Below are 20,363 nucleotides of genomic sequence, written 5' to 3' on the forward strand. Positions count from 1 at the left end.
GGGCACGAGCCTCTTAATTATTCTTTTGAGGCGATAGGGTGCGATTGCCGCTCGAAAGGATTCTCCTCGTCGTGGTCATAAGAGAGGTAATTGGATGTTTAAGGCTTGGGTCGGTACTCGGTATGCACACGGGACTAATGTCATCGGTGGCGCGCGATTACTTATTCTTGGGGAGGCACATTACGAAGCCACGGCGGAGATTGGGGCGGAAAGGCCCGAGTTAACGCGGGAGATTGTCGAGGCTTACGTCGACGGACGACTTCGGTCGAACGCGACATTCTTTCGACGGGTAGAGCGGCTCGTTGCGGGTAGGCTCGAACGCGGTCTCACCGCCAAGGAGTCGAAGCAGTTCTGGCACTCCGTCGTATTCTACAACTACATCCCGGTTACATGAAGGCGGGAATACGGGTGGCGAACTTGATGAGCTTTTCCTGCACGAGCTTGCGCTTGGATTTGTATTCCTTCTCCTCGTCGCTTAGCTCTTTCTTCTCTTTCGCGGTCAGCTCGTCTTCCCGGGCTTTCTGCTTGAGTTCTTTTACCTTATCGCTCTTGTTGATGATGGTTTCGATGATGTTGTCGCCGATTGCCCGCCACCCCTCAATACGCTCGACGGCGGCCATCGCATCGGGATCGTTGAAAACGCGGGCGAGCGTGGCGTTGTCCACGTTGACGAGCAGCGCCGATTCCCATTTTCGGGCGAGCAACGTCGCCGAGGTTCCTGCCATCGCAATATCCAGGATACCGCCTACGTCGATCTGCGTCATGTTCGCGCCGTCGTAGGCGAGCACGGGCAGGAACGAAACAAGGTCTCGCACAAGAGGGCGATCACTGCGCGTTTCATCGCGACCGGCCGAATAACGTGTGAAAAAGAGCGGCCCACATTGGATAGACACCGTTAGAGAATGCGCGGCAGCTGGTCCCATTGATGGAAAGGCGGCGGCGACGGCAAATGCCACTCGAGCGTCGTTGCCCCTTCGCCCCATGGATTCGCCCCTGCCTGACGTTTTCGACTGAAAGCCTCCGCGACCGTGATAAAGAAGATAATAAGCCCGACCGTCGAAATATACGACCCGATCGAAGACACGAAATTCCAACCCTCGAACGCGTCGGGATAGTCGGCATAGCGTCGCGGCATGCCAGCCAAACCGAGAAAATGCTGAGGGAAGAAGGCGAGGTTGACGCCTATCAATGTCAGCCAAAAATGCAGCTTGCTGAGCGTTTCGCTATACATGTAACCCGTCATCTTCGGGAACCAGTAATAAAAGCCGGCGAAAATGGCGAAGACGGCACCCAGCGACAGCACATAGTGAAAGTGAGCGACCACGAAGTAAGTGTCGTGAAACATGCGATCGATGCCGGGGCTGGCAACCATGATCCCGGTGACGCCTCCGATCGTAAAGAGCAGAACAAAGCCGAGAGCCCAGAGCATGGGTGTCTTGAAATCGATCGATCCGCCCCACATGGTTGCGAGCCATGAAAACACCTTAACGCCAGTCGGAACAGCGATGACCATCGAGGCGAAGGCGAAATAGCGCTGGGTGTCCACAGATAGACCAGACGTATACATATGATGGGCCCAGACGATAAAGCCGATCGCGCCAATCGCCACCATTGCATAGGCCATGCCGAGATACCCGAAGATCGGCTTCCTGGCGAACGTCGAGATGACATGGCTGATGATCCCGAAACCAGGCAGTATCATGATGTAAACCTCGGGATGACCGAAGAACCAGAACAGATGTTGGTAGAGGATCGGATCTCCGCCGCCGGACGGCGAGAAGAAGGTCGTCCCGAAATTGCGGTCGGTCAGAAGCATTGTGATCGCACCTGCCAGCACCGGCAGGGATATAAGAAGCATGAAGGCCGTCACCAGCATCGACCAGGCGAACAACGGCATCTTGTGCAGCGTCATGCCAGGCGCACGCATATTGAGGATGGTCGTGATGAAGTTAATCGCGCCGAGAATCGAGGAGGCTCCTGAAAGGTGGATCGACAGGATGACGAGATCGACCGCAGGCCCGGGCTGGCCGTCCGTCGAATAGGGTGGATAAAGCGTCCAGCCGCCGCCATGGCCGAACGTGCCGGGCGCTCCTGGAACGAATATTGAGGTGATGAAAAGGATAAGCGACGCCACTAGCAGCCAAAACGAGACATTGTTCAAGCGTGGAAAAGCCATGTCTGGCGCGCCGATCATGATTGGCACCATCCAATTGCCGAAACCACCGATAAGCGCCGGCATCAGGACGAAAAAGATCATGACCAGCCCGTGGGCGCTGACGACAACGTTGTAGACACCCGGATCGTCAAATATCTGCAGGCCCGGTTTCTGAAGCTCCATGCGGATCAACACCGAAAGTGCGGTACCGAGAACGCCGGCCATGATCGAAAATAAGAGGTAGAGCGTCCCGATATCCTTGTGGTTGGTCGAGAAAAACCACCTAACGAGAAACCGGGGCTTGTGACGATCCAAGACTGGCGCTGGGTTAGACATAATTTGCTTCCTGCTTTTCGTGACGGCACGCCCGCCGACGCCACGATCGAGGACGTTTCCAGTCCGCAATGTGCGTCTTTGGATAGATGTTCTACCGCGGGCGGAGCAGACTCGGACGTTTACCGTTGTTAGACAAATCAACGTCTTCCTGATCGGACACAACTCGCTCTCGAGCACAGTTGATATCGGACACTTGAGCTTGGCAGCTCAAAAACTAGAAAGCAAACGCGATTAAATGCAGAATAAATACAGTATTATTGCATTGAAATGGAGCGCACCAGTCGGTCTTCGCTGCGGTACTTCTACCTTGTCATACCGTTGTAAACTTCAGAAATATTGCATTGAACCAATAATCAAATTCATTTGTCACATACATCCAGGTCGCCATATAGTCGGTGCCACCAGAGCGGCTGTGCATCTCGATCCTGCACACATGTTTAAAAACCTAATAGCAGCCGCCTCGATCGGCACCAGCGGGATCCGATGCATCGGACGAAGAAAGGCGACTATCATGAACGACAGCAAATTGAGACAGGACATCATCGACGAGCTCGACTTCGAACCGAGCGTTGATGCGGCGAACATCGGCGTAGCCGTGGAGAACGGCATCGTCATACTGACCGGGCATGTTGCCACATACCTTCAGAAAACCAGGGTTGAAGACGTCGTACGTCGCGTGAAGGGCGTTACGGGTATTGCCCAGGAGGTTGAAGTTCGACCGTTCGGCACCAATAAAACCGCGGACGACGAAATCGTGAAACGAGCGCTGGACCTGATTAAATGGAACACCGCCATTCCCGTGGATGTTGTCCAGGTTAAGGTCCAGAACGGCCGGGTCACTCTCACCGGTGACGTGGAGTGGCAATATCAGAAGAACGCGGCGTCTGACGCCATCAAGGGCCTGGCGGGGATATCCGGTGTCGCGAACAATATTACCGTCAAGCCGCATGCCTCGGCCTTCGATGTCAAGAAGCGCATTGAAAATGCCCTAAAGCGCAATGCCGAAGTTGAGGCAGCCGCGATCAAGGTAAATGTGCTGGACGGCAAGGTCACGCTTGAGGGTCGTGTCAACCTCTGGTCGGAACGCAATGCAGCCGAACATGCGGCATGGTCAGCACCGGGTGTGAATCTAGTGGTAGATCGGATCACAGTAGCCTGAGCCAAACTGGATGCAAAAGGGGAGCGGATCCGTCCGCTTCTCTTTCCTCTTCCGTCCTGGGTCGGATTTTGATTGGAGGCGCATACTTTGGCTTCTTCTGTATCACCGACGTAGCATCCTCATCGGACGGATATCTGCTATAGCGTCACGCCATCCATCCCCCAGGTTGCCGGTCGCGCCAGAGATGATGATGAGCCGCGTGCCGCAGGTCAAACTAGAGGGCAGCACAATGCTGCTATAAGCCTCTGTCTCCAGCGAAGACGACAACGTTTGATGTCGCGTGCCGCAGCATTTTTTAGCTCCTATCTCTGTCATCCTCTACGTGGGTAACGTCCGATCGGCCATCGCCCGCTCAAACTCAAGTTCGGCGCGAACTCCAGCCAAATCCCGATGAATAAAGGCGGCCGCCACCTTCTCGCCGCCGCGTCGATACGTGACCGTGCAGTCATTTTCTGCCAGGTTCCCGTCGATCTCCGTCTCGTCCCATCCTTCAGCATGACCGACGTAGGCTAGACTGAGATCGTACTGTTCTGTCCAAAAGAACGGTACGCAATCAAATCGCTCGCGTTTACCGAGCATGTTGCGGGCAGCGGTCTGACCCTGGCGCTCGGCAACCACCCAATGTTCGACTCGAAAGTTCTCGCCAGTAAGTCGGTCGGGCCATCGGGCGATGTCGCCGGCGGCGAAAATCCTCGGTATACTGGTCTCCAGGTAGGTATCGACCGTTACTCCGCGATCGAGCTTCAACCCGGCCTGCCGAGCCAATGTCAGGCTCGGGCGCACTCCAATTCCTGCGACGACAAAGTCGGCTTGGAGAACCTCGCCATTCTTCAGCATGACGCCATTCGCGCCGATCGCGGCTGCCGTAGTGCCGAGGTGGAAGGTTACGCCACGGCTTTCATGAAGCGCTTGGATGTGCCGGCCGAGGTCGTCCCCGAGAACCCGTTGCATGGGGATTGCTCCGGGCCCGACGACATGCACTTCGACACCCCGAGCGCGGAGGGAAGCGGTGACTTCGAGACCAATAAAGCCAGCGCCGAGCACCACGGCCCGACGGGACTCCACTGCCTCCGCGGACAGTGCGTGGGCGTCCGCAAGCGTTCGTAAATGGTGGACAGGAGGGCGGCCGTCACCGGCGTTTAGCCGCACCGGATCTGCCCCTGTGGCCAGCAGGAGGGCGTCGTAGGCATGTCGCGTCCCGTCTTTGAGTTCGACGTGCCGCGCCTTTGTGTCTATTACGCTCACTTGCGCCCGCAGCTTGAGATCGATGTCCTGAGCCTGGTAGAATTCAGGTGAGCGCAACGGGTTCGAACTTTCGGTCGCAGTCCCCGAGAGATAGCCCTTCGATAGATTTGGTCGGTCATAAGGACCTGCCTCATCGGCGCTCAGCATTGTCACACGCCCGTCGTAGCCCTCATTCCGCAGGGTTTCGGCGGCCGCCTGGCCGGCAGCGCCGCCGCCGACGATCACGATTGACCGTGGCAGACCGTCACGGGTTGGAAGCGATCGGCGCGCTACCGGCCCGCGTCGCGCCCGAACCATTATGTGGCCATCGGTCTGCTCGACGTCATAACACGGGATTGATGAAAAAGCTGGTGCGCGGAGCGCCTCCCCGGTGCGAAGACTGAAGCAGGCATGATGCCAAGGGCAACGAACTGTATCCTCCACCATGAGTCCGCCATCCAACGGCGCGCCGTAGTGAGTGCACACCGATCCCACGGCGAATATTTCCTCGCCCCGGCGCGCAAGCAACACATGCTCGTCGCCGACACGGCCGGCGAGCATGCTGCCGTCGGCAAGTTGGCTCATCGGGATGCCAATGCCGAAGTCAAGCTTTTGGGAATCAGTTGTGTTGGAGCTCATAACAGGCCTCTCACTGGGCATAGCTACACCGGCTGCAGTGCGCGATAAATCGCGGCGTCGAGTTGATGCGCTCGTCCTTTCGAATTCGCAGCCCCTTCCTAAGAGAGAAACCGCCAGTGGTGACGCCTTTCTCTCGTCATAGCTCCCGGCACCCGAGGCATGCAGAGAGTGCGGGAGCGCGCCGCGATGTCCCATTGGCTGAGGCAGCTAATTTCTCGAAGCGTAATGCAACCGAATCTATGTGACAAATGAAATGTATTGACCTTTGAGTGCAATTATTCTGCTCTAAAACTATCGAACTCGATGTACCTCTTCGGTAAGATTCGCGACTGAAGCTTCGAGAAACCAATTTGTCCCTGACCCGCAGCGAGCATGTCCTTCGATCCGGTCCGCTCGCACTAGAAAAGCTCCCCTGGATTGGCTAACCGGGCTTCAACGTTCCCGAATAAACTGGCGCTCGCATGTCTTGTTCTGCACTGATCGAGCACTCATGGCACTCGGTCAGGTGCAACTATCCCGCCTTCATTCTCCAATATGGCGATACGTTTAGCATCAGATCTCGTAAATTTCAGACGCACACCGATGCCGCGGCCGTTGTCAGAAATGAAGACCGCGCCGGCCTGTTCCAACGCCGCTTGCAAGGCAGACACTTCGTCAACCGTGGGTTCCGTGAGTTTACTCTCAAAACGCAAGATGTTCTCGATGCTAACACCTGCCGATATTGCGAGGCGTTCGCGCGAGAAGTCGATTAATGCGCGCGCCGCCCGACATTGCGAACCGTTGATCATAATTCACCTTCCTCTGCAAAGCATGGGCGCAACTTTCGCCCGCGCTGATGTTTAGCGCGAGCTCGTGACCACATGGTTGCTTCAACTTCCAATCGTCGGTTTGTGCTGCCGACCACATCGTGTTTTCCGGCAAATCGCCGGCCGACCGCCAGCCCGAGAAGGGCCGTGCGAATTGGTGCGGCGAATGGACACTTTTCCTCTGGAAATATCGTCGTCCTTCGGAAAAGCAAGTTCTACTGTCGATCCAATGCCCCACGTTTTTCCGGTGCCAAGACGTCGGCCATCCCTGCGCGTTTGGAGCAACAGACCGCGCAAGTCGCGGGCAATCTACGACGGCAGGTCACCCCTGATCGGTCATGCCGACGGCGATTAGTCGCATTCGTGGGGTGTGACGTGTTTCTTTATTTCATCACGCATCCTTTCTCGTTCACCTTAGGGACACCGATATGCCGGCTCGCTCTGGGACTGGCCAGTCGAACGCTCGAGGATCGCCATCTAGGATGGTTATCACTTCGTCAGCGGATTGTGCCAATCGCAGCCCCTCGCGGATCCGAGGTGCCCTAAGCATCCGGCACAGTTGTGCGAGCGCCGGCAGGAAGGTGGCAGCGGCAGAGCGCGGCCAAAGCAGGGTGAAAACAAGGTCGACGGGATCGCCGTCGGCGCTGCCGAAATCAATAGGAACGGCTAATCGGGTGAACGACGCAGCAGGCTTTGAAATCGAACCGAGCAGAGAATGCGGGACAGCGATACCACGGCCAATACCCGTCGCTCCGCTACCTTCGCGCTCCCAAAGGCCACGGAGAACAGCCTGATCATCAGCCTCGATCCTCTGCGCAATCTTAAACGCGATTTTGGATAGAGCCGAATGCTTCCCCTTCGTGACAACGTCAAGGAAGATGTCTTTCTCTGACAGGTTTTTGAATATCATCGTGGTTGCCTCTAAGCCGAGCCGCGCACATGCGAACGAAGCGCGTTTGGCACTCCGTCTGCAGCGGGGTCACATTGGATTGGGATGCTGGCGGACCCGGACGCGATGCCAGTGAATTCGCGCCCGGGCTAGAGGCCTGCTTTAAGGTGTCGTGGTTCTCGAAGGTCCAAGAAGATATTCATAGCTCTAAAGATGGGGGCGGTTTTTCTGAAATCAAGATAACCGAAGAAACACTGAATCTCAGTTGAGTTTGCAATCGAACGAACTGTCTACTTCCGATTGGGGGCGGCCAATTGGTGAAATCATTATATGTGAGGCGATTATTCCGCACGTGGTGGCGGCCACTACTCGGTGCAGAAAAACTGCATTCAAATTCCATCTAATTTCATTGGACTAATATTGACGGTAGCTTTTCAATGGCTGTGCGCGACAGATCGGAGCGGCCCATGGCTGCCGACCTTTTGGCAATCGCGAGTTAACGAAAAAGGATCTCCCCATGAAAAAGCTGCTCCTCGTACCTGTTCTTACACTCGCCACCTCGGTTTGTGCCATGGCAGCGGATGACTTCGCAAAATCGCCACCGGCTGCCCCCTATCAGCAGGTTAGCAAGCTGGTGAAGTTACCTGATTTTTTGCCTGGCATGGGCCAACTCTTCGTCGATCCGGCGACACTGCCTGCCGGTCCGTTCCTTGCCTATGATCACGACGGAAAGCTTGTCAGCACGATTTATATGCTGCCAACAAAGGACCTTAACCCGGACAAGACATTCGATAATCTTGCTGCGCCCGGCGGCAATGTCGACCATGTCGATGTCTACTACAATGCCGGCCATCCGGGCGTGGAAGAGCCACATGTCCATGTGGTGCTGTGGCATGTCGCAGCGGACGGCGAAGCGGGTGTCGCCAAATGACGGTCGCGCGGCGTGGCGTGCTGGGCTTGGGTGGCGGGCTCCTCGCTGCCCTTTCACTGTCCCGACAGGATGTTTGGGCCCAAGAAGTGGTGGAGATCAGAATGCAGGGTCGAACGGATGGCTCACACGTCTGGTTCGATCCGATTGGTGTTTTGATCAAGCCCGGTCAGATGATCCGATGGATCAACCAAAACCCCGGCAATTCGCATACGACCACCGCCTATCATCCGGCAAACTTCGGAAAACCGGAAGGACACGGTGGCTGGATGGAGTCGGTTGCTGCAAGCCGTGGCCTCCCGGACGAGGCCCTCAAGGCGTTCCCGATGGTCGAAGAGATAATGGCGAAGCGGATAGTCCGTCGGGTGTAAAGAGCCACGGCAACAGGTCGGACAGTAATCTAGCCGACGGATGAATGAGACGATGCGGAGGGGGAATGAGAGCTTCCTGCGACCGTCGGTGAACAAGGAGATTGGTAACCATGGCAGACACGGCGTTTCCGAAAGAGAATCCGTTGCCAACGCAGGTGGCAAGCGCCAGCCGCGCGCAGGCGGTCCAGCAGCGCGAACGCGCAATAGATCGACTCTTGACCTTGGGCGAGATGACTGGCGGTATCGTCCATGATTTTAGGAACCTTCTGGCGATCATAGAATCCGGCCTAAGGCTCGCCGAAGGCAGAGCCGACCACCCCGAGAACGTGCGCGATTACATTGCGGCGGCGCGGGAAGGGGTCAATCGAGGTGTCGAGCTGACGTCACAGTTGCTCACATTTGCGGACTACACAGAACGCGACGTGCAAGCACGGAGCTTGAATGAGCTCATCAACTCTTTTGAGCCAATCCTTAAATATGGGGCCGGAACAAAGTTCCGTATCCGGCTCGTACTTGGTTCGGACGTGCCGAATTGTCTAGTCGATCCGTCGCTGTTCGACGCAGCCCTACTCAATCTGGTGCTCAATGCCCGAGATTCCATGGCAAGCGGCGGGGAAATCTCGGTCATCACAAAGCGTTTTGTCCAGACGGATATTGCAGTCAGTGAGCCGCCGCCGGGAACCTACGCATTTCTTCGCGTCAAAGACCAAGGCTGCGGGATGGAGCCGGGTCTACTGCAGAAGATACTGGATCCCTTCTTTACGACCAAGGGCGAGAATGGCACCGGGATGGGGTTAGCCCAAGTGCATGCGACTATGCAGTTGGTTGGCGGTTATCTACGCATTGCCAGCGAGCGAGGATCCGGAACCACGGTCGATCTCCTGTTTCCATCGATCTGAGCCGCCGCTTAGGCCTGTATGTTGCCTCTAGAGATAGCGTGTAATCCCGTCAATGCAGCGCCTACGACACTCTCGTCGGCATTCGCAGACCTGACCGCGTAAACTGGATACGAATATTGCGGCATTTCGGGTACCAGGTGGAGCTGCCCCGCTGCTATATATGGCTCCGCCGCGCTCATTCTGAAATACCCCGAGCCGCCACTGGCGATTACATAGCTTAGAGCCAGAGTGCCGAGATCGAAGGAGACATCTGGTATGACATCCGGGAAATTCATGTCGTGGTGCAGCACAAAATCCGGCCCCCAGTCCATATAGACATAGTTTGCCTCCTCGAGGCGCTCCGCTTCGGGATCAGTTGTCAAGAGCACGAGTTTTTCTTCCACCAGCAGATCGATTTTCAGGCCTGGCCGATGCTGCGGCGCATACATGATCGCCACGTCCACTATCCCTGAAGCGACCTGATTAATCAGGTCCTGGGGTACGTCGACGTGCACGCGAAGCGCAATATCAGGAAGAGACTGACGAAGCCACCTAACCCAGTTCAGCAGGAGTGGTTGGGCAAGCGTCACTTCGCTGCCGACCGTTAACACCGCCCGGCGGCCTGGGGGGACAGCGACCTGTTGACGAGTGCGCTGCCACAGCTGGACGAATGCCGGCGCGTGGCGCAAGAACTGCTCCCCGGCCGGCGTGAGCGACGCTCCGGCTTTATTTCGAACGAAGAGCGGCCGACCAAGCAATTGTTCTAAATTGCGAATTCTAGCGCTGACCGTCGTTTGGGCGACATTCAAGCGTTCTGCGGCGCGAACAAAGCTACCCGTTGAAACGATTTCCAGAAATGTACGGGCAAGCTCAATATCCATCGACGCATAGCATAAAACTTGCGTTCAAATGTCAATCAATTTCGTTTGTCAACACCGGGACGAGGTGTGAGTTTGGTGAACCTATCCTCGGTGCAACCATGCCGCTCCACTGTTGGTCACACATGGCACTCGACCGCAAGCGGTAGCGGGAGAGGGGGCGGAATAAGCCGGCGTGGCCGGCGCGTCGGCGCTGGTCCTTCGACCGACAACGTCGGGCAGCATCATCCTGGTCACGCAGCATCTCCACCGTCATAGGGATCATCGGGCCTCCGGTCTCGGCCATTCCGGCCAAAGCTGTAGCGACCATAAGGGAGATGCTCGAAGCGTCTGGTGTGCTGCCTGTTGCGCGAGCCGACCTTCCGGCCACTCCGAGTTGACGGGTAGCGAATAGGAGCGGGGATGTCAGGCGGATTGAGCCTCCGGCGGCCTCGTCACCGCAAGAGGTCAAGGAACCGTTAACCGCTGTTGTGCATTACTCGTATTGCTGATAGACGCCGCGTTTCCGCCATGAATATTTGTATTGTGGGTTTGGACAAGGCGATTTAACATCAACATGCTGGATTGTTTAGGATTCGGCAAAGAGGAGTGATCACTATGAAGTTTCCATTTGGTTGGGGCGAGCTCGTCTAAGCACCTATCTCCGCTGTTTCGAGCTCGAAAAGCTTGATTCTGCCGTGGTGCTCATGGAGCTCATGAAGTAATTGAGGAAGCGTCCCAAGACTTGCGGGGCGCTTCTTTTTTTGCAGATCCAGCAGCCTGAGCGCTTCCCTAACCTGCGGTGAGGAGACCGCGGTTTGGATCATTACGAAGATCGCGTTGTCGATCGAATGGTGTAGGCGCTCGGCGTTACCGTCATCCTTGACGCGTTCTATTATTTCTTCAATGGGCTCGTCCGGTTTGCTAATCAGGCCAAGGTCGACAAGACATTTCATGCTCTGGTCGAGGTACTCTCCGGCGCGTTTAGCTGCCTTCCGTTTCCGACCTTCGTCGCTGCCAATAAGTTCTGCGTGGTAGTATGCCAACGAACTGACGAACGAATTCTTTCGCCGTTGATTGGCCTCGACAACTTTGGCGTCTGTCGCTTTCGCGATCAGGTCGTCTGCAACGTGAATTGCTTCCTCTGCTATATCGATAGCGGCCGGCGTATCCGAGACACAATAGTACGCGAGATGTGAGAACAGCATTGCTTTCATTCGCTTATCCAAGTCGTCTGCCGCTGCTTCCCACATGCTGATCCTCTCCAGCGCAATGGATTTCACTACCGCATCCTCTGTTACGGCCGCAAAAGCACTGAGAATAAGGCAGCAACATTCAGGCGACTTGTCGAAAAATTTTATTGCAAGCTCGGTAATGTCTTGCCGCTCGGCATTCCCGATGTTGTTGATTTTCCCGGATTTGTGGATATTTTCGATTCGTTCGGAGAGCTCCAACGCAGTAATGCTGGAGCCGTCTACAGCGCCAATCGGCTTCGCCATTAACTTCGCTGTCGAAAGAATCGTTTCCAACTGTACGGAGCGAAGCTTGGCTTTTCTTGCTATCTGGGCCTTTGATATCGAACTTCTAAGAACATCACTCTGTGTGTCGAGCTTGGCAAGAACATCGCCCAGTATGTTGAACTGCGCCAGCACCAGCTCGTCGATCGAAGACTCATTTTTGTAGGTCAGATCGTGGGTCTTTAGGCCCCATGCATCGTGGAGGACTGTCTTGACCTGGATCTCGACAATTGGTTCGGAATCGGCATTTCGCTTTTTGAGACGATAGTGACAGGCGTGATAACCCTTTTCTTGCATCACAGTTCCGTATGCGGTCCGGATTTCACCAGCGGGCGAAGGCGACGAATTGATCGGGACGTATTTCCCCGACTTGCAGAGTCCATCGATGTAAGAATTGACGACATTGATGTCCGAGGGGTAGAGGACAGCGACGGTGATTCCCACGATGTCAGGCATCTGATAGATGTTGTATTTGGTTATCCCATGTTCGCTGCAATAGTCGTGAATTTTCAGCCGGATTTTGCGCGTGCTTTTGTATTCATGTCCGTGCTGTTTGTCAGAGCGGGAATATATACTGTAGATACAGGAAAGAGCCGGTAACTCTTTGCGCGCTTCGTTTAGATTGCCTTTGATTTCATTGAGCGCCGCTTGGTATCGAGCGCCAAATTTCTCAAGAAATTTGGCGATATCGGCCAGACTTACCGGTACTGTGAATTCCATTTGCTCCCCCAATATTTAAGGTTGTTGGCGTGGAAATAGCATGCCAGTAGTTATTCATTTGAAAACGAAATGCTAGTCCCGCTTGCATCGGGTGAGGCTGAAAAGGCGACTATTGGTGGGAGTCGGCCGCCGCCTTCGACGCCCCGCTGTCTGGAGCTTCCCCAAACATATTCTCTGACGCCTTTCGCAGTGCCTGGCAACTTTGAGGCGTCCTTTTCGGTCGATTGGCCTGAAAGCGATAAGTCGCCGACCAAAACTACGTTACTTGGCGTCGCTTCCGTATGTCGCTGCGGAACTCGGCTGCGGGAGCGGGGCAGAACTCGCGCTTAAATATGCCGCATGCCACCGGCGGTGACCTGCGTAGATCGACTAGGCCGCCCCTGCCTCACGGCCCAGGGCGTCGGCCGGACCATGTGTCGGAAAGCGATCCGGTTGGCATCGACTTGACTCGGTGATGCTCGCGGGCGAAGATGCCGGCATGAAGACCAGCGACATATACTCCTGCTCTTGCATCCGGATCTGCTCTATCGCAGAGCACTAGACCCGGACCGGGTTCTGTCGCCCCCGCGTCTTGGGTTCAATCTACATAGCTCCTGCTTTTGTACGCGACGAGTTTGCGAGACCGCAACTTGTGCTGGAACATCCAGTCGGGTCTGCGGTCGCGAAGAACGTAGCCATGCGGTCGGCAAAGCCTGCCGCTGACGTGCCGGACCCGCATCAAGCGACCGACGCGTCTCAGATCATGGGATAGAAACATGTTCAATCCTTCACTGGATTTGTCGGGCGATGCAGTCGTCAACCAGGTACCAAGTCATATTGTTTTCGCCACCGACTTCACGGCGCGATGTGATCGCGCGCAGGATCGCGCGGTGCAGCTTGCCATCGAATGGAATGCCAGTCTCACAGCTGTTCATGCAATCGACGATGCCGGCATAGCTGCCAACGCCGCGGTCCGCCATGCTCACCAGGTCGCTGCGCGCCGAAACGCCAAGCGCCTGCGCGAAGATCTGGCAGGGATCGAGGGTCTTCGCTCGTCCGTTCACGTCGAAAGCGGAAGACCTGCAACAGTGGTTCAGGCACTGGCGACGAGAGAGCGGGCTGATCTGATCGTCACCGGCCTGGCCGGAAGCATGATACTGGGCGTGCTGCCGATGGGCAGCACTGTTATGGCTCTGGCGCGGTCATCACGTGTTCCGGTGCTCGTGGTGAAGAAGAAGCTCCTGGACACAAGGTCACGTACGTTGGTGGCCACCGACCTGACTGCGTCGTCTAGCGCCGCTCTACAGGTTGCCCTGAATTGGTTCCCCAATGGCCGGCATGGACTTTTTCACGTAATCGATCCGCCTTATCGGATGTGGGCGGAGGACAAGGCGGCTTACACTCGCCAAGTTGAACAGTTCGCCATCGGTGAATGCGCGAGGTTCGCCGTCGAGGCCGCTGGCGCGGCCGCGTGGAACAGGTTCGATATCACTGTGAGAGACGGTGACGTGGTGGACGCCTTGCGCCCCCTAGTAGACGAGGGGGACCTCGACCTTGTCATTGTTGGGACCCATGGCCGCACAGACGTGATGAATTTTCTCCTGGGCAGCGTGGCATCTCGAATTGTGAATGAGATCGAGAGTGATGTGCTGGTGGTTCCTCCCAGTTTTTAGTGAGCTCCGCCATGCCGACATTAGGCTGAGCTGAAACGATGAGTTTGCTGAGCCCGTACTGGAGACGCGCCGGACCGAGACACGCGTGTGGGGCAACGTCTGTTGGCCATGGTCCCCTGCATGCGCCCCACGTGCCACCGCAGAAGTGCCGCGTTAGGGTTCGACCTGGCCGCTCCGCCGCGGCACATCGGGATTCTTTTCAAACCTGTCCCGATATAGCGCCGCCCTCGCAAGTAGCATCAGGGTTACCGGAGTAGTCACAGTGATGAAAACTCCGATCAACACTTCGTGCACTATTAGGCGACCTCCGGCCACGCTGAAGAACAGGATGGAAGCGGTCATAATGCCGCCGGTTCCCCAACTCGTTGAGAGGGTAGGAGCGTGAATGCGCTCATAGAAGGTAGGCAGTCTCGCAAAGCCGATGGCCCCGATCAAGGCCAACACCGCCCCAACGAGAATGAAGAAGGCGATGAAAAGAGCCAACCAAACCGGGATGTCGGCAGCGGAATACGTCATTCGATCACTTCCCCGCGCATCAGGAACTTGGCCATGGAAACGCTCCCAACGAAGCCAAGCAGCGCGATCACCAGGGAGGCTTCGAAGTACACGGTCTTTTCGGTGCCAATACCGAAGACTGACAGCAGCAGCATTGAGTTGACGTAGAGCGCGTCGAGCCCGAGGATGCGATCCTGCGCGCGCGGCCCGTAGAACATTCGCACAGACAATATGGCAATGGCGATCGTCAGCATCAGTTGGGCAAGGCTGACGGCGCTGAGTATGATGATCATGCTCATGAGAAAATCTCCAGCAGCAGCGTTTCGTAGCGGTTTTTGAGAAGATCCCGCCATTCATCCTCGTCAACGAGATCCAGGACATGAAGCAGAACTGAGCTGTTGCGCGAGTCGTATTCGAGCCAGGCGGAGCCCGGAGTGCCTGTAACGATGATGGCAAGGACCGCGAGAGCGGTAGGATCTTTCAGCTCAAGTGGGACATTGATGAACGCAGACCGATGCCCCCTTGTTCGTCCTCGTAGAATGACGACGCTCGCGCTGATGTTCGAGCGGATAATGTCGAGCATCACGAGGCCGAAAAGCTTTGGAAGGAGATACCATTTGCGCAACTTCGGCTTTTCGGGTCGCAACGCGGCCAATGCCCAGGTCGAGCACACTGCGACGATGCTGCCAAGCAGCACCTGCCCGATCGTGACGCCATTGAGCAGGACCCACATCCCCAGTAAGGAAATCGTCAGTAGCGGGTACGGAAACATGTCATTCCCCTGGAGCCGGTGTGCGATCGCGCCAGGATTGTCGAGGAACCACGCGTTTGACAGCCTCGATGTAAACCTGAGGATCGGCGATCGTGCGCACGGTCGCATCCGTATAGGCAAGCGCCGGTCCGGCTTTGACGGCCAAGGTAGCTGTGATCGCCAGGATCAGCATTATCGGGACAATTTCCAGGACGAGCACTCGCGGCACCGTCCCCTCAATCGAGCTCCAGAATGTGCGGATCCCAGCGCGCGTGAACGCAATGAGCGTTGCAAGGCCGCCGAGGATGATAAGGAAGACGAATAGCATGGCGGTCGCGGTAGGGGCTCCTACAGACCCGAGGCCGACCAAGGCAGAGAGCATAATGAATTTGGCGACAAAGCCTGACAGGGGAGGTAGGCCAGACAGAAGAACGGCGCAGGCGGCAAAGCAGATACCCAGTATCGCTAGTGTGGCCGGCATGGTCGCTCCTTGGCCCTCCTCGGGTACCTCGTTGTCGGCATCGCCGTAGAGTTCCATCGTCACTGCCAAAACAGAAGCCCCCGCGTCCTGGCCCCTCTCGACAAGTTCTACCAGCATGAAAAACGCTCCGAGCGTCAGGGTGGAACTGACGAGGTATAGAAGCGCTCCCGAAGATGCCGCCCCATTATTCAACCCAATGACGGCTAAAAGGGTACCGGAAGAGACGAGAACAGAATATGCGCCCATCCGTCCCAGCGCCTGCGATGCCAGAACCCCAATCGTGCCAAACGCCAAGGTAGCCAACCCCCCATAAAGCAGTACATCTGAGCCGAGGCCGGCGGACGGTCCTTCGGAAAACATGAGCATCGTAAGACGCAGAATGATGTAGATACCCACCTTGCTCATCAGAGTGAGAATTGCGGCGACCGGAGCTGCGGCAACACTGTAGGCGCTGGGGAGCCAGAAGCAGAGCGGCCACATGCCGGCCTTGATGAGAAATGCAACACCGAGAATGGCTGCTCCCGCTTCCAGCAGCATGCGGCGATCCGGCTCGATCGTTGGCAGCCGTTCTGCAAGATCGGCCATGTTCAGCGTTCCCGCGGTGCCGTAAACAAGACTGACACCGATCAGGAAGAGGAGGGCAGCAGCAAGGTTTATGGCAATGTAGTGCATTCCGGCCTTGACCCGAAGCGTCCCCGAGCCGTGCAGGATCAGCCCGTAGGATGCTGCCAGCATCACCTCGAAAAACACGAAGAGGTTGAACAGATCCCCTGTCAGGAAAGCGCCGTTCAGGCCCATTAGTAAGAACTGGAACAGGCTGTGGAAGTGCGCTCCGGCGGAGTGCCAACGAGCCAGCGAAAAGGTTAGCACAGGCACGGCGAGGATTGCCGTTAAACCCACCATGAGGGCAGACAGGCGATCGATCACGAGGACGATGCCGAATGGAGCCGCCCAATTGCCTATCAAATAGACGCCCTCAAAAGTGCTTTCCCCCGCATTCGCGATCAAAAGAAGGGCGGCACCGGCCAGTGCCACGGTCCCCGCCAGACTGACGAGCGCCTTGGTTGATCGCTGGCGATCTGGAATGAATAGAAGGCCCGCACCGAAGATGAGAGGGATCAGGATAGGTAGAATTATCAGATGCTGCGACCAAGCGATCATCGCGGATCGCTCCTTCCATCGACGTGGTCGCTGCCTGTCAGCCCACGCGATGCGAGCAGGACTACCAAGAATAGGGCAGTGGTGGCGAAACCTATGACAATTGCTGTGAGGACAAGAGCCTGCGGAACGGGATCGGCCAGCGTTGCAACCGAGACGCTGTCAGCTAGGATCGGTGGCTTGTCCGACTTTACGCCTCCTACTCCGAAGATGAACAAGTTTACGGCATATGACAGCAGCGAGAGGCCGACGATCACCTGATAGGTTCGCGGACGCAGTATGAGCCAGACACCGCAGGCGGTTATGAAACCTATTGCAGCAGCAAGGACAAGCTCCGTCATTCTGCTCGCTCCCGGGGTTCTTCCGACGCTCGGATCCGATTGATCCTGATCGATTGATGCGCGAGCGCGACGAGAATGAGCACAGTTGAGCCCACCACCAAAAGGAAAACGCCGAGGTCGAAGATCATCGCGGTCGCCGCGGGCACCGTCCCGATCAGCGGGAGTTCCAAGTAGCGTGAATGTGAGGTCAAAAAGGGATAGCCGAACAACCAGGCACCAATGCCTGCCCCTCCCGCGATGATCAGTCCGGATCCCATCCAGCGCAGTGGCAAAACACGGAGTCGCTCCTCGGCCCAGCGTGTGCCCCCGGAGAGATATTGCAGCAGGAATGCGATCGACATTGTCAGACCTGCGGAGAATCCGCCACCTGGCAGGTCGTGGCCGCGGATGAAGACATAGAGCGCCAATGTGATGATGACCGGAAATAGCCATTGCATGATGACTGAGGGCACGAGCAGATAATCGCGCACTGTGTCCCCTGAGTGACGGTCCGGCTGCTTTGCGTCAAACAGAGATTGGACTTGCTGCTGTTCGGGCGGAGCGAGGCTATCCGGCGCGGGCCGGAAGCGGCGAAGGAGGGCGTAGACGGTAAGGGCAACAATTCCTAGAACGGTGATTTCCCCGAGCGTGTCGAAGCCCCGAAAGTCAACGAGGATCACATTGACAACATTGCGGCCGCCCCCCTGGATATAGGCATTGTCCAGGAAGAAGGTGGAAATTGCCTCTGGCACCGTCATTGTCATCACGGCGTAGGAGATGAAAGCCATCCCAACACCGCAGACTGCGGCAAGCAGGAAGTCTCGGAACCGTCGGAACCGGGAGCTGAAAGTCATCTCTTCTTTGAGAGCCGCTACCCGCTTCGGCAACCATCGCAATCCGAGAAGAATGAGAACGGTGGTCACGATCTCAACGAGTAACTGGGTAAGGGCAAGATCCGGTGCCGAGAGCCAGAGAAATGTGATGCACACGATCAATCCAACCCCACCCAGCATCACCAGAGCTGCCAGTCGATGGTACTTTGCAAGGTAAGCCGTTCCAAGCGAAAGGCAGCAGCCGATCATCCAGAGCCCGAGGAAAGGTACGTTAAGGTCGGATGTAGATATCGCTCGCGACTGAAAACCGGCGAGGTAGAGCGGGAGAAGAGCGGCCAGGAAGCCGAGAAACGTAATCCATCTGAGCTGTGGTTGCAGCCTCCTTGTCCCAAGCCAGATCTCCAGACTTCTTGCCCAGCGCCATGATACGGTCACGAGGACCCGCTCGAATATTCGTTGACCGGCAAAGTGCCGGAACACTGGGGGGCCGTCGCAGCGCGCGAAGTATTTCCGGAAGCCTACAAAGATCGCGCACCCGGCCGACAGCGCAACGAGGCTCATCAGGAACGGAATGTTCAATCCGTGCCAGACCGAAAGGCTGTATTGCGGCGTGGACTGGCCAAGAACACTAACAGCCGCGGCATGTAGAAAAGGGCCGATCGTCAGGTTTGGAACGATGCCAACAACGAGACAGGCAATGACCAGGAATTCGATGGGGAAGCGCATCCAACGCGGTGGTTCGTGTGGGTGTTGGTTGGGGAGGTCGGTTGAAGGCGGTCCAAAGAAAACCGAATAGATGAGCCTGATTGAATAGGCGACGCTGAAGGCGCTGGCTAAAACGGCCAAGTATGGTGTCGCGGTATCCAGCCACGAGTGGGCATGTGTCTCTACCGCCTCGGCGAAGAACATTTCCTTGGAGAGGAAGCCGTTAAGGAGTGGGACCCCCGCCATGGCTGCGCTGGCGACCATGGCGAGCCGACCGGTTATGGGCAGATGGCGCAACAGACCGCTGAGACGGCGCATGTCGCGTGTGCCGGTTTCGTGGTCGATAATGCCGGCTGCCATGAACAGCGATGCCTTGAAGGTGGCATGATTTACCATATGAAAGATCGCGGCAACCGTGGCAAGCGGGCTTCCCAGGCTGAGGAGAGTGGTGATCAGTCCTAGATGGCTAATCGTCGAATAGGCCAGCAGCCCTTTGAGATCCTGCTGGAACATCGCAAAATAAGCGCCGAGCAGAAGCGTCAAAATGCCTGCGAGACCGACGAGCATGAACCAATCGTAGGTTCCCGAAAGCGCCGGCGAAAGGCGCGCCAGCAGGAAAACGCCCGCCTTAACCATCGTCGCGGAGTGAAGATAGGCCGATACGGGCGTGGGCGCAGCCATGGCGTTCGGCAGCCAGAAATGGAACGGGAATTGTGCGCTCTTTGTGAAAGCGCCAAGGAGGATTAAGACCAGGCACGTCAGGTAAAGCGGATGAGCTTTGATCACGTCCGCCGAGGAGAGGATGACGTCGAGGTCATAACTTCCGGCGATGTTTCCGAGGATCACCAACCCGACCAGCAGGCAGAAGCCACCGGTCGCAGTCACGGTCAACGCCATTCGCGCACCATCGCGTGCCGCAGGGTTCTGGTTCCAGTAGCTGATTAGGAGGAACGAAGTGAGGCTCGTAAGTTCCCAGAACACGGAGAGCAGGATGACGTTGCCGGAAAGGATAATTCCCAGCATCGATCCCATAAACGCCAGGAGAAAGGAGAAAAACCGAGGTACCGGATCCTCTTCAGACATATAGTAACGGGCATAAAGGACGACCAGGACCCCGATGATCGAGACCATCATCGCGAACAACCATGCGAATGCATCCAGCCGCAGAGTGAAGTTAACGCCTATCTGAGGTAGCCACTCGATCTCGAACCTAAACACGCCTCCGTTCGAAACGAGCGGATAGAGAGCGGCCGTCAAAAACACGACAGTTGCGGTCACGACCCCGGCGATGGAAGCGGGCAGGGTTCTCGAACTTGTTCGGAGTAAAAATGCCGTCAGCAAGCTTCCTGCGAAAGGCAGGATGACGATCAGCACGAGAACTGTCGATGCTGCATTTACCCCAATTGGATTCTCTCCTGACGTAGAAGTGGCGGCCGCAAAATTGGCCGCCCTGAAACACTAACTTTAAACTTTACCCTCATTGGGCTAT

17 protein-coding genes and 1 pseudogene are annotated in these 20,363 nt (G+C 56.5%); 5 read left to right on the top strand and 13 right to left on the bottom strand.

Features of this window, described 5'->3' with window-relative positions:
- Positions 1 to 386: 386 nt before the first annotated feature.
- Together MOV76_RS07030 and ctaD are read right to left on the bottom strand one after the other, a co-directional pair.
- The gene (locus tag MOV76_RS07030) at positions 387 to 956 is read right to left on the bottom strand and encodes a hypothetical protein (protein WP_247264171.1); all 570 of its coding nucleotides are present in this window, start codon (positions 954 to 956) and stop codon (positions 387 to 389) included.
- Positions 896 to 2,461 (bottom strand): annotated as a pseudogene (gene ctaD, locus MOV76_RS07035) (cytochrome c oxidase subunit I); the annotation flags it as partial. The pseudogene ctaD and the gene MOV76_RS07030, both read right to left, overlap by 61 nt.
- A gap of 541 nt (positions 2,462 to 3,002) precedes the next feature.
- On the opposite strand from ctaD, the gene MOV76_RS07040 reads away from it, so the two are divergent.
- On the top strand, positions 3,003 to 3,650 hold the full coding sequence (locus tag MOV76_RS07040; protein WP_247264173.1) for a BON domain-containing protein: 648 nt from the start codon (positions 3,003 to 3,005) through the stop codon (positions 3,648 to 3,650).
- Between the two features lie 318 nt (positions 3,651 to 3,968).
- On the opposite strand, the gene MOV76_RS07045 is transcribed toward MOV76_RS07040, so the two are convergent.
- The 3 genes from MOV76_RS07045 to MOV76_RS07055 all read right to left on the bottom strand — a co-directional run bounded on the left by MOV76_RS07045 (position 3,969) and on the right by MOV76_RS07055 (position 7,229).
- A complete protein-coding gene (locus MOV76_RS07045; protein ID WP_247264174.1) occupies positions 3,969 to 5,513 on the bottom strand; it encodes an FAD-dependent oxidoreductase in 1,545 nt (514 codons plus the stop codon).
- Between the two features lie 488 nt (positions 5,514 to 6,001).
- A complete protein-coding gene (locus MOV76_RS07050; RefSeq protein WP_247264175.1) occupies positions 6,002 to 6,301 on the bottom strand; it encodes an XRE family transcriptional regulator in 300 nt (99 codons plus the stop codon).
- A gap of 427 nt (positions 6,302 to 6,728) precedes the next feature.
- A complete protein-coding gene (locus MOV76_RS07055; protein WP_247264176.1) occupies positions 6,729 to 7,229 on the bottom strand; it encodes a PTS sugar transporter subunit IIA in 501 nt (166 codons plus the stop codon).
- A gap of 496 nt (positions 7,230 to 7,725) precedes the next feature.
- Here MOV76_RS07055 and MOV76_RS07060 point away from each other — a divergent pair, with 496 nt between their 5' ends.
- The 3 genes from MOV76_RS07060 to MOV76_RS07070 all read left to right on the top strand — a co-directional run bounded on the left by MOV76_RS07060 (position 7,726) and on the right by MOV76_RS07070 (position 9,406).
- Positions 7,726 to 8,139: a DUF5602 domain-containing protein gene (locus tag MOV76_RS07060; protein ID WP_247264177.1), complete on the top strand. Its 414-nt coding sequence runs from the start codon at positions 7,726 to 7,728 to the stop codon at positions 8,137 to 8,139.
- Entirely contained in the window at positions 8,136 to 8,507 is a 372-nt protein-coding gene (locus tag MOV76_RS07065) for a hypothetical protein (protein WP_247264178.1), read from the top strand. The genes MOV76_RS07060 and MOV76_RS07065 overlap by 4 nt, the downstream gene beginning before the upstream one ends.
- A 110-nt stretch (positions 8,508 to 8,617) precedes the next feature.
- Entirely contained in the window at positions 8,618 to 9,406 is a 789-nt protein-coding gene (locus MOV76_RS07070; protein WP_247264179.1) for a nitrogen regulation protein NR(II), read from the top strand.
- Positions 9,407 to 9,414: 8 nt separating this feature from the next.
- On the opposite strand, the gene MOV76_RS07075 is transcribed toward MOV76_RS07070, so the two are convergent.
- The gene (locus MOV76_RS07075) at positions 9,415 to 10,266 is read right to left on the bottom strand and encodes a LysR family transcriptional regulator (RefSeq protein WP_247264180.1); all 852 of its coding nucleotides are present in this window, start codon (positions 10,264 to 10,266) and stop codon (positions 9,415 to 9,417) included.
- 626 nt (positions 10,267 to 10,892) lie between these two features.
- Positions 10,893 to 12,479 carry a hypothetical protein gene (locus MOV76_RS07080; RefSeq protein WP_247264181.1) on the bottom strand — a complete coding sequence of 529 codons (1,587 nt, stop codon included), beginning with the start codon at positions 12,477 to 12,479 and terminating at the stop codon, positions 10,893 to 10,895.
- Positions 12,480 to 13,234: 755 nt separating this feature from the next.
- Here MOV76_RS07080 and MOV76_RS07085 point away from each other — a divergent pair.
- On the top strand, positions 13,235 to 14,131 hold the full coding sequence (locus MOV76_RS07085) for a universal stress protein (RefSeq protein WP_247264182.1): 897 nt from the start codon (positions 13,235 to 13,237) through the stop codon (positions 14,129 to 14,131).
- A 153-nt stretch (positions 14,132 to 14,284) separates the two neighbouring features.
- Here MOV76_RS07085 and mnhG read toward each other — a convergent pair whose 3' ends face one another.
- The 6 genes from mnhG to MOV76_RS07115 are packed head-to-tail and all read right to left on the bottom strand — an operon-like array spanning position 14,285 to position 20,278.
- A complete protein-coding gene (gene mnhG / locus MOV76_RS07090; protein ID WP_247264183.1) occupies positions 14,285 to 14,647 on the bottom strand; it encodes a monovalent cation/H(+) antiporter subunit G in 363 nt (120 codons plus the stop codon).
- Positions 14,644 to 14,925: a K+/H+ antiporter subunit F gene (locus MOV76_RS07095; RefSeq protein WP_247264184.1), complete on the bottom strand. Its 282-nt coding sequence runs from the start codon at positions 14,923 to 14,925 to the stop codon at positions 14,644 to 14,646. The genes mnhG and MOV76_RS07095 overlap by 4 nt, the downstream gene beginning before the upstream one ends.
- Entirely contained in the window at positions 14,922 to 15,398 is a 477-nt protein-coding gene (locus MOV76_RS07100; protein ID WP_247264185.1) for a Na+/H+ antiporter subunit E, read from the bottom strand. Before MOV76_RS07100 ends, MOV76_RS07095 begins: the two co-directional genes overlap by 4 nt.
- 1 nt (position 15,399) lies before the next feature.
- Positions 15,400 to 17,019, bottom strand: a complete 1,620-nt coding sequence (locus tag MOV76_RS07105) for a monovalent cation/H+ antiporter subunit D (protein WP_247264186.1) — start codon at positions 17,017 to 17,019, stop codon at positions 15,400 to 15,402.
- Positions 17,016 to 17,357, bottom strand: coding sequence for a Na+/H+ antiporter subunit C (locus MOV76_RS07110; protein ID WP_247264187.1), 342 nt, complete (start codon positions 17,355 to 17,357; stop codon positions 17,016 to 17,018). Before MOV76_RS07110 ends, MOV76_RS07105 begins: the two co-directional genes overlap by 4 nt.
- Positions 17,354 to 20,278 carry a monovalent cation/H+ antiporter subunit A gene (locus MOV76_RS07115; RefSeq protein ID WP_247264207.1) on the bottom strand — a complete coding sequence of 975 codons (2,925 nt, stop codon included), beginning with the start codon at positions 20,276 to 20,278 and terminating at the stop codon, positions 17,354 to 17,356. The genes MOV76_RS07110 and MOV76_RS07115 overlap by 4 nt, the downstream gene beginning before the upstream one ends.
- Between the last annotated feature and the right edge of the window lie 85 nt (positions 20,279 to 20,363).

This window comes from Rhizobium sp. PRIMUS64, from assembly GCF_023006465.1.
Classification (GTDB): domain Bacteria; phylum Pseudomonadota; class Alphaproteobacteria; order Rhizobiales; family Rhizobiaceae; genus Rhizobium; species Rhizobium leguminosarum.

Excerpts from the sequence above, each read along its gene's own strand:
- MOV76_RS07040 (WP_247264173.1), top strand. The coding sequence starts at position 3,003 with ATGAACGACAGCAAATTGAGACAGGACATCATCGACGAGCTCGACTTC.
- MOV76_RS07110 (WP_247264187.1), bottom strand. The coding sequence starts at position 17,357 with ATGACGGAGCTTGTCCTTGCTGCTGCAATAGGTTTCATAACCGCCTGC.
- MOV76_RS07070 (WP_247264179.1), top strand. The coding sequence starts at position 8,618 with ATGGCAGACACGGCGTTTCCGAAAGAGAATCCGTTGCCAACGCAGGTG.
- MOV76_RS07055 (WP_247264176.1), bottom strand. The coding sequence starts at position 7,229 with ATGATATTCAAAAACCTGTCAGAGAAAGACATCTTCCTTGACGTTGTC.
- MOV76_RS07100 (WP_247264185.1), bottom strand. The coding sequence starts at position 15,398 with ATGTTTCCGTACCCGCTACTGACGATTTCCTTACTGGGGATGTGGGTC.
- MOV76_RS07105 (WP_247264186.1), bottom strand. The coding sequence starts at position 17,019 with ATGATCGCTTGGTCGCAGCATCTGATAATTCTACCTATCCTGATCCCT.
- MOV76_RS07045 (WP_247264174.1), bottom strand. The coding sequence starts at position 5,513 with ATGAGCTCCAACACAACTGATTCCCAAAAGCTTGACTTCGGCATTGGC.
- mnhG (WP_247264183.1), bottom strand. The coding sequence starts at position 14,647 with ATGACGTATTCCGCTGCCGACATCCCGGTTTGGTTGGCTCTTTTCATC.
- MOV76_RS07075 (WP_247264180.1), bottom strand. The coding sequence starts at position 10,266 with ATGGATATTGAGCTTGCCCGTACATTTCTGGAAATCGTTTCAACGGGT.
- MOV76_RS07080 (WP_247264181.1), bottom strand. The coding sequence starts at position 12,479 with ATGGAATTCACAGTACCGGTAAGTCTGGCCGATATCGCCAAATTTCTT.
- MOV76_RS07085 (WP_247264182.1), top strand. The coding sequence starts at position 13,235 with ATGTTCAATCCTTCACTGGATTTGTCGGGCGATGCAGTCGTCAACCAG.
- MOV76_RS07065 (WP_247264178.1), top strand. The coding sequence starts at position 8,136 with ATGACGGTCGCGCGGCGTGGCGTGCTGGGCTTGGGTGGCGGGCTCCTC.
- MOV76_RS07050 (WP_247264175.1), bottom strand. The coding sequence starts at position 6,301 with ATGATCAACGGTTCGCAATGTCGGGCGGCGCGCGCATTAATCGACTTC.
- MOV76_RS07095 (WP_247264184.1), bottom strand. The coding sequence starts at position 14,925 with ATGAGCATGATCATCATACTCAGCGCCGTCAGCCTTGCCCAACTGATG.
- MOV76_RS07060 (WP_247264177.1), top strand. The coding sequence starts at position 7,726 with ATGAAAAAGCTGCTCCTCGTACCTGTTCTTACACTCGCCACCTCGGTT.